Origin of the sequence: Faecalicatena orotica (assembly GCF_003149245.1) — a bacterium.
GTDB lineage: Bacteria > Bacillota > Clostridia > Lachnospirales > Lachnospiraceae > Faecalicatena_A > Faecalicatena_A orotica.
In genome coordinates this window covers 1-11,371 of sequence record NZ_QGDL01000003.1, presented here as the reverse complement: position 1 = coordinate 11,371, position 11,371 = coordinate 1, and the positions used below count along the sequence as shown (strand labels likewise).

General features: G+C 44.9%; 10 protein-coding genes. All 10 read right to left on the bottom strand.

Annotated features, from left to right (window positions below; translation table 11 throughout):
• Positions 1-92: 92 nt before the first annotated feature.
• The 10 genes from A8806_RS05835 to fliB all read right to left on the bottom strand — a co-directional run bounded on the left by A8806_RS05835 (position 93) and on the right by fliB (position 11,196).
• Complete coding sequence (locus A8806_RS05835; protein ID WP_109730256.1) at positions 93-2,081, bottom strand: 2-isopropylmalate synthase; 1,989 nt, start codon at positions 2,079-2,081, stop codon at positions 93-95.
• A gap of 122 nt (positions 2,082-2,203) precedes the next feature.
• Positions 2,204-3,481, bottom strand: coding sequence for a D-alanyl-D-alanine carboxypeptidase family protein (locus A8806_RS05830; RefSeq protein WP_330405262.1), 1,278 nt, complete (start codon positions 3,479-3,481; stop codon positions 2,204-2,206).
• Between the two features lie 104 nt (positions 3,482-3,585).
• The gene (scpB, locus tag A8806_RS05825) at positions 3,586-4,155 is read right to left on the bottom strand and encodes an SMC-Scp complex subunit ScpB (protein ID WP_109730561.1); all 570 of its coding nucleotides are present in this window, start codon (positions 4,153-4,155) and stop codon (positions 3,586-3,588) included.
• A gap of 17 nt (positions 4,156-4,172) precedes the next feature.
• Complete coding sequence (locus A8806_RS05820; RefSeq protein WP_109730254.1) at positions 4,173-4,916, bottom strand: segregation and condensation protein A; 744 nt, start codon at positions 4,914-4,916, stop codon at positions 4,173-4,175.
• A gap of 146 nt (positions 4,917-5,062) precedes the next feature.
• Positions 5,063-5,944: a metallophosphoesterase gene (locus A8806_RS05815; RefSeq protein WP_109730253.1), complete on the bottom strand. Its 882-nt coding sequence runs from the start codon at positions 5,942-5,944 to the stop codon at positions 5,063-5,065.
• Complete coding sequence (gene deoC / locus A8806_RS05810) at positions 5,941-6,624, bottom strand: deoxyribose-phosphate aldolase (RefSeq protein ID WP_109730252.1); 684 nt, start codon at positions 6,622-6,624, stop codon at positions 5,941-5,943. Before deoC ends, A8806_RS05815 begins: the two co-directional genes overlap by 4 nt.
• A gap of 182 nt (positions 6,625-6,806) precedes the next feature.
• On the bottom strand, positions 6,807-8,063 hold the full coding sequence (locus A8806_RS05805) for a D-alanyl-D-alanine carboxypeptidase family protein (RefSeq protein ID WP_109730251.1): 1,257 nt from the start codon (positions 8,061-8,063) through the stop codon (positions 6,807-6,809).
• Positions 8,064-8,131: 68 nt separating this feature from the next.
• Complete coding sequence (locus A8806_RS05800) at positions 8,132-8,935, bottom strand: C39 family peptidase (RefSeq protein ID WP_109730250.1); 804 nt, start codon at positions 8,933-8,935, stop codon at positions 8,132-8,134.
• 44 nt (positions 8,936-8,979) lie between these two features.
• Positions 8,980-10,020 (bottom strand): alcohol dehydrogenase, encoded by a 1,041-nt coding sequence (locus A8806_RS05795; RefSeq protein ID WP_109730560.1) that lies wholly within the window; start codon positions 10,018-10,020, stop codon positions 8,980-8,982.
• 27 nt (positions 10,021-10,047) lie between these two features.
• Positions 10,048-11,196: a flagellin lysine-N-methylase gene (fliB, locus tag A8806_RS05790; RefSeq protein ID WP_109730249.1), complete on the bottom strand. Its 1,149-nt coding sequence runs from the start codon at positions 11,194-11,196 to the stop codon at positions 10,048-10,050.
• Positions 11,197-11,371: the final 175 nt, after the last annotated feature.

Here is an 11,371-nt window from a genome sequence, read left to right as displayed (position 1 = left end):
AAATCCAATGCCCTTTTTTGCAGACTAATCTCCTCCTTCTGCACAAAAGAAATCCCTGTCGGAACACTTATTGTTCCGACAGGGATCTTGCTTTATTTTCTATTTCTAAACTGCACCGGTGTCATGTTATACATCTTCTTAAACACTCTGTTGAAATGTTCTACATTCTGATAACCAACCGACTCTGCAATACTCTCCACTGTAGCATTGCTGCTCTTAAGCATCGCCCTTGCCTTTTTCATCCTGACTTTTTTCAAGATATCTCCAAACGTGATTCCTGACTTTTCCTTGATATACTTTGACAGGTACGGTTTGGAAAGAAAGAACTTTTCTGACAGATCATCCAACGTAACATCTTTATAATTTGCATAAATATAATTCGTAATCTCCAGCAGCCTTTCGTCTTTACATGTCTCGGAATTTTTGATCTCTTCTATCTTATTCACTGCTACAACAAGTGCTTCCACGGAGGCCTTGATGATATCGGCATCGATCCCGACTCCCCAGTATTTCTTCTTATTGCACACAACCCCCACGTATGCAACGGCCTTTGAGGAAGATCCTTTTGTCAGGGAGTGTTCTTCGTAAAATGCAAGCTCATAGCTGATATCAAAATAATGTTTGATTGCATTGCTGACTGCGTCCAGACGTCCGTTTCCGACGCCTGTGATAACTCTGTTGCTGCCTGCATGGTGAATCGTAGCTTCTGCAACAATGCCGTCTTCCTGTTTGTAATGGCACTCATCCACTGTAAAGATTGATTTCGCGTTGATATAATTATCTTCAAATATATGGTAAACCCAGTCAGGAGTCAGTTCCTTATGTGCCTTGTCAGAAACGTCTTTGACAAGATATCCGACCTCTTCTTTCATCTTCTCCGGCAGGCTGATGCCGAAGCTCTGCTTCAGTATGTAATTTACGCCGCCTTTTCCTGACTGGCTGTTGATCCTGATTACATCTGAATCGTATCTCCTCCCCACATCCTTCGGGTCGATCGGGAGATATGGAACAGTCCAGTCATCGCATTCTCTTTCCTCACGCCATGTCATTCCTTTGGCAATCGCATCCTGATGTGATCCGGAAAATGCCGTAAATACAAGTTCTCCGGCATAAGGCTGGCGGGGGGATACCTTCATCCTTGTCAGTCTCTCATATGTTTCAGAAATCTCACTCATGTTAGAGAAATCCAGTCCCGGATCCACACCCTGGGAAAACAGATTCATCGCCAGTGTGATAATATCCACGTTACCTGTCCGTTCTCCGTTTCCGAACAATGTTCCTTCAATCCTGTCTGCCCCGGCAAGGATTCCCAACTCAGCGTCACTCACTCCAGAGCCCCTGTCATTATGTGGATGCAGTGAAAGTATTACGTTCTCACGGCTGTAGAGATTTTTATCGAAGTATTCCACCTGACTTGCAAATACATGGGGCATCGCATTCTCAACTGTAGTCGGCAGATTGATAATTGCCTTATTCTTCTTCGAAGGTTTCCATACCTTCAGGACCTCATTACACACCTCCAGTGCATAATCCACTTCCGTTCCCTGAAAGCTCTCAGGACTATATTCGAACGTAAAATTTCCTTCTGTCTCTTTTGCCAGCTTTTTCAGTAATTTCGACCCATCAACAGCAATTTTCTTGATTTCCTCTTTATTTTTCTTGAAAACCTGCTCGCGCTGGGCGACTGATGTTGAATTGTATACATGTATTACAGCATGCGGTGCTCCCTTTACTGCCTCAAAAGTTCTCTTTATAATATGTTCCCTTGCCTGCGTCAGTACCTGAATCGTCACATCATCCGGAATCATGTTCTGTTCAATCAGAGCACGCAGGAACTGATACTCCGTTTCAGAAGCAGCCGGAAACCCGACTTCAATTTCTTTGAATCCGACATCAACCAGAAGCTGGAAAAATTCAATCTTTTCATCCAGACTCATAGGTTCGATCAATGCCTGGTTCCCGTCTCTTAAGTCAACACTGCACCAAACGGGCGGTGCAGCGATATGATCTTTTTTCACCCAGTCATAACAGGGTTCGGGGGGCATAAAATACGTTCTTTGGTATTTCTCGTAATTCTTCATAATAACATCTCCTTATATTTAATCAAATTAGTTGTCTTTTTTTATCTTTACCTATACTAACATAAGAATCTGTCATTATCCAGTGGTAAAATTAATCATTTACATTGATGTATTTTAATCATCTAATCTGCTCCTATAAAATACATGCTAAATATCGTTTTTAAGTACCATTCAAAAGTCTTTTCCCTGATTCCTGAGGATGTCGATATGTCATATGTCCTTAATATTTCCCCATTCAGGGAATATTTGACCTCGCCCACTTTCTGTCCTTTCGTAACCGGTGCCTCCAGACTTTCTTCCTTATCCCATGTCACTTCTGCCTGCTCATTGTCTTTCAGGAGCATTTTCCAGTCTTTGTCCTCTCCCATCACAGTCAGGCTGATTTCTGTTTCCATATCAAAGGGCTTTTCTTTATTGATCCCGTTTTTCACTTTGATACTGCCGGGATCGATATCCTGCCACAGACTGCGGTATTCGTAGTTTTCCAGGCCATAATTCATCAGAGCCTTCGCATCGGCCCATTTATAGCTTTTGTTATTCGGCCATCCACAGGCAAGCAGTGCCACTATGAACGTTCTGTCATCACGCCGGAGTGCCCCTACATAGCAATATCCCGCGTCTGCTGTAAAACCAGTTTTCCCTGAAAGCGCCCCGTCCATCATCTGCAGAAATGCATTATGATTTGTGCAGGAGTAGGAATTTTTGCCGGAGCAGTCCGTAAACTGGTAGTTTGCAGTCCTTGTAATCTCCAGAAACATATCCTTCCGGGGGGAATCCATAATGCAGTATTTCATGATTCTCCCCAGATCTTCTGCCGTTGTATGGTGGATTCCGTTGTCATCCGCCGCATCCAGTCCGTTCGGGGTAATAAAATATGTATGGCTGCATCCGAGTTCTCTTGCCTTCGCATTCATCATATCGGCAAACCCTTCCACGCTTTTCCCGATATTCTCTGCAATGATAACCGCAGAATCATTATGGGATTCCAGCATCAGGGAATACAAAAGGTCCCTGAGGTAAAATGTCTGCCCGGAAGCCACCCCCAGATGGACCTTCGGCTGCGATGCAGCATGGTCACTGACGGTCATTACATCATCCATACTGCCATATTCCAGTGCCAGTATACAGGTCATAATCTTTGTGGTGCTCGCATTTGCCCTTTCTGTCTGTCCATTTTTAGAAAATAAAATACGCCCGCTGTCTGCATCCATCAAAACTGCCGACTGGGCGTATAGATTCTGCGGTTCACCTTCCTCTGCCTGAACCTCTGCAATCAGGTTCTGCCTCCCGGGGACCCCTGTTATGGCAAGGCCGAAGATTAGTAAAAACACCGCAATTCTTTTCCATATGATAAGGGGTCCTGCCGTCCCTTTTTCTTTTCTTTTTTCCTCTTTTCTCACGATAAAGCACTCCACACCATACTATATTATTAGTATTTATGTGTAACTTTACCGTATTAGAACCTCATTTTTCCCGAACAGCAGTACTTTCCGGTAAATTCACCTTATATATCCAGCTTCAGCTGTGCCTCATCTTCTGCCTCTTCTTTAAAGTGTTCCACCTGTTCCGGATTAATGACCGGAAGTTCATCCAGAGACTGTACGCTGAATCTGCGCAGGAATTCCTCCGTAGTACCAAATAAAAGCGGCCTGCCCGGTGCATCCATCCTGCCGACTTCCTCCACGAGTCCATACTCCACGAGCTTGTTAACGGCATGGTCCGATTTCACCCCACGGATCTTCTCAATCTCAAGCTTCGTAACCGGCTGCTTATAGGCAATGATAGACAGCGTTTCCAGCAGCACGTCCGTCAGGACATATTTTTTCGGCTGCTTTGCTATCCGGATCAGATATTCATACACTTCTTTTTTTGTACACATCTGAAAAGAATCCCCAAGTTCAATAATACGGATTCCTCTATTCTCCTGTTCGTATCTGTCCATCATATTATGTATAATCTTTTTCGTTGTGTCCTCATCATGTTCAATCGCTGCAGCAATCTTACCCAGCTCTACAGAATCCCCCATTGTAAAAAGGATTGCTTCGATGATACCCTGCAGTTTTTCAATTTCCATATCCTCTTCCATCCCTTTCAAATCAGCGAGTCAATCATGATATCCCCGCATGTATCCTCCTGTTCTACCCGAATGGTCCCCATCTTCATCAATTCCAGTACTGCCAGAAATGTCACTACGACATGCATCCTGCTTACCTGCTGCTCCAGAAGCTGCCGGAAGCTGAACCTCTTATGTGACTTTGCATAGTCCTCTACATAATTCAGTTTGACAGGCAGCGGAACCTCTTCTTTCTCAATCTTCCCGAACTTACTTCTTACGGGATCTATCTTATCATCCTGCCGCCTCATGACCTCTTTGAATATACGGTTCAGCCTTGTCAGGGTCAGACCGTCCAAAAGCAGGTCTATATCTACCGGTTCCACATATCCCTTCACTTCCTCCGGAATCGTCGGGCTTTTGTAGAGAACCTGGTCTGCATCGATCTGGCGGTCTTTGAGTTCATACGCCATATATTTATATAGTTTATATTGAAGAAGCTGTTCCACCAGTTCCTTACGGGGGTCTTCTTCCTCTCCCTCCTCATTCACCTCTTTGGGAAGGAGCATTTTACATTTGATATCCAGCAGCGTAGCTGCCATTACAAGGAATTCACTCATGATATTCAGGTCTTCATGCTGCATATCACGGATATAATCCATATACTGGTTCGTTATCCCGACGATCGGGATATCATAAATATCAATCTTATTCTTATCTATCAAATGTAATAAAAGGTCCAGTGGGCCTTCGAACACTTCTAACTTTACTGGTATTCCCATTCTTTCACTCTCCGGGCATTTTTTCGCACTGTATTCTATTATACGGGAATTCCCGCGATTGTACAAGTCATACTTAGAGGGAATCCGTGTTACGGCTCCCATCCTGTCAGCGTAATGACAGGATGGGATTGAACAGTAACAGGTGGTCAGGATGGAATCAGTTCGATTACTACAACCTCGGCATAATTGCAGAACCTGAGATTGACTGTATGTGTTCCAAGCCCGCGGCTCACTGCTATGGCCTGTTCCCCTTCCACGGTCAGCTCCCCTGAGTACTTAGGGAAGAGTACAAATTGAGGCGTGATAATCCCGCCAAGGCCGGGGATACGGATGATCCCGCCATGAAGGTGGCCGGAAACCGTCAGGTCTGCCCCCCAATTTTTATATGCAGGAAAAAATGCCGGATTATGTGCAAGCAGTATCTGGTATTTATCTGATTCACTTCTTCCAATGCAGTCCTCTATATCCCTGGCTGAAACATCATGCCTCTTAAACTTCTCATATGTACTCATGGGAAGCTCAATCCCCAAAACCCTCACAGGAAGCCTGTCCATCATACACTCTGCCATCTCATTTTCCAGAAAAATAACCCCTGATTCTTTCAATTTATCCCTATATTCCCGGAAAATACTGTCTCCGTATTTCTGCGGATCCTCTTTCATGCGCTGTTCATGATTCCCGAGGCTGTAGTAAACAGGCGCTATTGACGGAAGCTGCGCCATAAACTCCATTGCTTCCTTATAATATACCTTGTCCTTACCTACAAGCATATCTCCCGGGACAAGGATCATATCAGGCTTTTCCCTGCGGACTGCGTCCAGAAGTTCCCCATTTTTTGTACCATACACTTTATTATGCAGATCTGCCAGCAGGATCACCTTTTTAGCCGAATCTAATGCTCTAAATTTGGGTACGTTTAACTTGTATCTGGTCACTTTAAAGAACTTAAGTTCTCGTCTCCCTTCCGCTATCAAGATCAGGAACAGCAGGAGGCACACGGCACACAAGATCAGAAGTGTCTTTATCATGATTTCATCCTCTCAGCTTTCACTTCTTCCGCTTTCTGAGATTTAACAATCTTAACCCCCGAACTTGTCCCCAGACGGTCCGCTCCCGCCGCAGTCAGTTTCTTCGCTGTCTCCAGCGTGCGGATTCCCCCGGATGCTTTCACTCCCATGACAGGGCCTACAGTCTTTCTCATCAGGGCCACATCATGTACCGTCGCACCTCCGGTCGAAAAACCAGTTGAAGTTTTTACAAAGGCAGCCCCTGCTTCTTTCGCAATCTGGCACACCCTGATTTTCTCCTCATCTGTCAAAAGACAGGTCTCAAGAATCACCTTTACGGCCGCATTGCCTCCTGCTGCTTCCACGACAGACTCGATATCCTGTTTCACATACTCCCATTCCCTGCTCTTCACCATACCTATGTGCACTACCATATCAATTTCCTGTGCGCCGTCATTGACAGCCGTAAGTGTCTCTGCCGTTTTCCCCTCAGTAGACATGGCCCCGAGCGGGAATCCAACAACCGTGCACACTTTCACATCGCTGCCTTTTAAAAGCTGTGCACAATAATACACAAAACTGGAATTTACACATACTGAACAAAATCCATATTCTATTGCCTCCCGGCAGAGTCTTTCCACTTCTGCCTTTGAAGCATCTGGTTTTAATATTGTATGATCAATCATTTTTGAGTAATCCATGTTCTCTCTCCTCTTGGTATACTTGTATACAATTTATTGTATTCCCTGTATCACTTAACTATCCTACCATTTTTTACTATGAAATTCAATTTTTTCTTTACACCGGAATGATGGTAATAGATTTATTGTTACTATCTGCACCGTGCCGTGCCCCCGCTGCACGGCATCGGTCCGTGAAAGCCTTACGTCCGGAATCTGGACAGAACTTTTTTCAAATAGTCAGTAAATCCGGCTTTCTTTACATTTTTAGTAACAATAATATCGACCTTCCCGATTTCCTTACCATTTAATTCATAAATCAGGCTGCCTGCTTTGTCGCCCTTTTTCACAGGGGCATCCAGACTTTTTTTCATCTTTAATTTCTTTGTAATCCCGGCCAGATTGGCTCCGGTCGTATCCAGATAACTGAATGTGCTGCCATACTCACACGGCACACTTTCCTGTACACCGCCTTTTATCTCAATATCTTTCAAATTTCCGGGGTTCTCATCTTTGTATAACTGACATTTTCCAAATCCATAATTCAATAATGCGGTTGCATCCCTGAATCTGGCTTTGGAATCTTCAGCCGCCATGATAACTGCAACCAGTTCAATATCATTTTTCTTAGCCGAAGCAGATACACAGAACTTTGCAAGTCCCGTTGACCCTGTTTTCAGGCCTGTGGCATACTCGTACTGGCGCACCAGTTTATTCGTATTTGTAAGGCCGAATTCCGTTGTTCCCTTCTTTGTCGTGTGCGTGATATTCTCCATCCAGATCATACAGTAGTCGTGTATCTGGGGATATTTTGTGAGAAGCTCACGCGACATGAGAGCAATGTCTCTGGCCGTTGTCACATGCCCGTCTGTGTCAAGCCCGTTGCAGTTCACAAAGTGAGTATTCTCCATCCCAAGCCCTTTTGCACGTTCATTCATCTGTTTGACAAATTCTTCTTCACTTCCGGATATGTATTCTGCCATTGCCACACAGGCGTCGTTGGCACTTGCAACAGAAATGCATTTAAGCATTGTGTCAACGCTCTGGGTCTCACCCGGCTCTAAGAAAACCTGGGAACCACCCATTGATGCGGCAAATTCGGAAGTGGTCACCTGATCTTCCAGTTTGATTTTTCCATCTGCTATCGCATCAAATATGAGCAGCATTGTCATGATCTTGGTTACACTTGCCGGAGGGCGTGCTGTATCTGCGTCTTTCTCATAAATGATTTCCCCGGTTGATGTTTCCATCAAAATGGCAGACGGTGCGCTGACTTCAGGCCCGGAAGCATCTGCCCCTTCTTCTGCTGTATCGTCTGGATTCTCTGCATCCGTTTCATCCTGCGCAGTCTGATCCTGCTTTTGAGTATCTTCATAGGCAATATACTCTTTTGCCGGCATTGCATATACATTCTGTACGCACAGTAATGCACTTAAAATTAACGCCAGGACTGATTTCATGAAAAAACTCCCTCTGCTATATCGTCTATTACCAATATAGTAAAGGGAGCCGGATATTAGAACCTGTTTTACAGAATTACAAGGGCAAACCGTCCTATGGCGTCATAGATATACTCGAATTCATCCATATCTCTCACCACAATGCCTTCCAAAGGATCGTGTATCGTAACCGTCCTGTTCTCCAGATCATAGCCGGTCAGTACTGTGCAGTGTTCATTCTCATACCAGTTGTAGCAGATTCCGTCCTGCTCGAACCCATCTTCATACAGCCATATATCATATGACATATACATTGTGCACCAGACAGCAGCGGGGATGCCGTTTGCCACATAATAACACAATTCACCCAGACTCTTACCCGAAATATTTTCTGCATGAAGTTCAGAGTCATTTTCTTCTAGGAATCTCTCTGCTGTTCTGGCCAGAGATGGTGGAAAGCACCCCGCGCCCTCGTAAGAATAGGGGTTTCCCACATATCCGTCTGCGAAATCCCCGGTTTCACTGTAAATGAGATATTCGTCTGCAATATCCGTCTTCCCCAGCTCGAACCCCTCATACATAAGGAGCATGGTCAGAGCGATGGACTCGCAGCCTGTCGGAAGCTCCGGTTCCTGATATACAATCGGCACCTCCAGCTGCCATGAATCCGGAAGCTCACCCGTTTCGATGATCATCATGGATTCATCCAAATTCCGTTCAAGGGGGGGCTCCGGCACATCTATGTCTTCCTTTACAGGCAGTGACTCTCTTATGTCCTGGTATACTTCCATGCTTTTTTCATCGCTCAGAATGAACCCCGAACTCCAGAAAATCATAGAAATGGTAAGCAGCACCGCTAAAAAGAAGCTTATCACTCTTTTATATAATGTCATCTTTTGTGAGTCATCTCTTTTCTATGACGGCCGTTCCAAAGCAGTTATACTCTGACTGCACATTTAATCATACCGTCCTCTTTATTTTCAAATATCTGGTAGGCTTCCATGATATGGTCCAGCGTCGTCCGGTGTGTAATCATACATTCCGTATCAAGTTTGCCGTTTTCAATCAGCCGCAGAATCTCCTCACAATTAGAAGCATCTACACCTCCGGTCTTGAATGTAAGGTTCTTCCCGTACATCGACGGAAGAGGCAGAACCTGATCTTCTTCATACATCGCAACAACACCGACTACTGCATTTGGCCTTGCAATCCTCCAGGCCGTCTCAAAACTTTCCTTACTTCCGGCAACCTCCAGCACAGAATCTGCACCGCGCCCCTCCGTCATATCTCGAACCACTTTTTCCACATCATCCCTCAGGGGATTCAGAACAACATCAGCAATCCTGTTCTTTCGGAGAAGTTCCAGCCTGGAGTCATCAATATCAATTCCTATGATTCGGGAAGGATTATACAGGCCGACACATTTCATGACAGCAATCCCGGCCGGACCTGCACCAATGACGGCAACCGTATCTGAAAGCCTGATATCCGCCATCTTAGCCGCCCAATATCCGGTAGACAGCAGATCGCCTGTAAACAACGCCGCCTCGTCACTCACGGAATCCGGTATTTTTGTCAGGCAGTTATCAGCAAAAGGAATCCTGACATATTCGGCCTGTCCGCCGTCAATCCTGCACCCCAGCGCCCAGCCCCCGTATTTGTCAGTACAGTTATTGACATATCCTCTTTTACAGAAATAGCATTTGCCGCAGAAAGTCTCAACGTTTACAGCCACCCTGTCAGCCGGGCGGATTTTTTTGACATCATGTCCGACCCGTACAACCTCACCTACAAACTCATGCCCCAGAATGATATTTTTCCTTGCACGGGGCACAGCACCATGCTTAATATGTATATCGCTGGAACAAATCGTCGTCAGGGTGACTTTGACAAGTGCATCCGTATCTTTCTGGATATCCGGGATCGGACGGTCTTCAAGACGGATGATGCCATCGCCTTTATAAACAACCGCCTTCATATTCTTCATACACTTCTCCTCCTATCTTTAAAACATCTGCAAAAACGAGTCCATTCCAAAATTGGATTCGTTTTTCAGCCGTTCTTCCACCATGTTTTTATTGGAATCAGAATGTTCAATCTCTCTTGCATAACGTCTGGCGGCCTCCATGAGATCGCACATTGCTGCATTCCGGTCGGCCTTGCTTCTTTTGTTTTGAATCCATACGGCCCTGCTGATTTCCCTGATTAAAAGTGTCCCCATCAATGCAAATTTCATCTTGCTGTATGCCTGCCGGTCATAGACTGCACCGCAGAAATATGTATACACAAAGTACACCATCAGCTGCTCCCACTGTACATCAAATCCATCCGGTATTTCCGGCTGAACAGCAGGACCTGCCGTAAAAATTGTATCCTTGGCATTCTCAAGATATGAAGTCCAGTCACCCTTCAATACTTCCAGTCCGTCTAAAACAGAGAATGCCGCCTTAAACGATTTCATCCGCTTCTCTTCTCTTTTCCCGTCACGCTCGTATAAGGCCACCCTGTCCTCAAACCACCGTACAGCATTTTCGTTCTGGTATCTTTCGATTAGACTGTCGACCTCATATAACGCATTTTTATCGATTCTCTGCTGCAGGTCATGGGCTAACGCAAGTACAAATGCAAACCGTACATTAATTCTGATATTCCGGTCCTGAAGGATCCTAAGGATCAGATCCCTTGCGTCCTCAAGCTTTGTGAAAAGGAGATAATCGAATTCTTCATATTCCTCATCCGCCATTTTCTCCACATCTTTTGTAATAAAACGTACCGGTTCATCACTTCCCAGAATCAGTTCAGCCGCTGCCGGACAGGACAGCGACAGAGAGACTTCCTTCAGCCCTTCAAACTCTTCGATATGCCGGGGATACATTCTGCATGTCCGGCAGAACATCTTGCTGCCGCCCTCCAGATACAGGTCGCACAGGTTATCCCCGTTTAAAAACGCACAACGTCCCTCATACTGCCGGAATGTTCCTTCTTTCCAGTCAATCTCGTTGTGCAGCCTGTTTCTTAAGATACCTTTCTGCCTCTTATATTTTTTCAGTGACCGGTCATCAATCACAATCTGCCATCCCGCACAGCAGGTGTCCGGACATTCTCCCGCAATGCATTTAAATCTGCTGTAATAATGCGGTGCTGTATACTGCATACTTCCATTCCCTTCTATAATAAATTCAAAAAATATATAGTGACATTATATCATTTTATCTTCCGGAAAAACAGTATGATGTTAAAAATCCAACACATACTAATATAAAAATGAAAGGAGATTTCAAAATGATAAATAATGAAGAACTTCCGATTGGTTTCACGATGGCCCTTGC

Excerpts from the sequence above, each read along its gene's own strand:
- A8806_RS05815 (WP_109730253.1), bottom strand. The coding sequence starts at position 5,944 with ATGATAAAGACACTTCTGATCTTGTGTGCCGTGTGCCTCCTGCTGTTC.
- A8806_RS05820 (WP_109730254.1), bottom strand. The coding sequence starts at position 4,916 with ATGGGAATACCAGTAAAGTTAGAAGTGTTCGAAGGCCCACTGGACCTT.
- A8806_RS05800 (WP_109730250.1), bottom strand. The coding sequence starts at position 8,935 with ATGACATTATATAAAAGAGTGATAAGCTTCTTTTTAGCGGTGCTGCTT.
- scpB (WP_109730561.1), bottom strand. The coding sequence starts at position 4,155 with ATGGAAATTGAAAAACTGCAGGGTATCATCGAAGCAATCCTTTTTACA.
- fliB (WP_109730249.1), bottom strand. The coding sequence starts at position 11,196 with ATGCAGTATACAGCACCGCATTATTACAGCAGATTTAAATGCATTGCG.
- A8806_RS05835 (WP_109730256.1), bottom strand. The coding sequence starts at position 2,081 with ATGAAGAATTACGAGAAATACCAAAGAACGTATTTTATGCCCCCCGAA.
- deoC (WP_109730252.1), bottom strand. The coding sequence starts at position 6,624 with ATGGATTACTCAAAAATGATTGATCATACAATATTAAAACCAGATGCT.
- A8806_RS05805 (WP_109730251.1), bottom strand. The coding sequence starts at position 8,063 with ATGAAATCAGTCCTGGCGTTAATTTTAAGTGCATTACTGTGCGTACAG.
- A8806_RS05795 (WP_109730560.1), bottom strand. The coding sequence starts at position 10,020 with ATGAAGGCGGTTGTTTATAAAGGCGATGGCATCATCCGTCTTGAAGAC.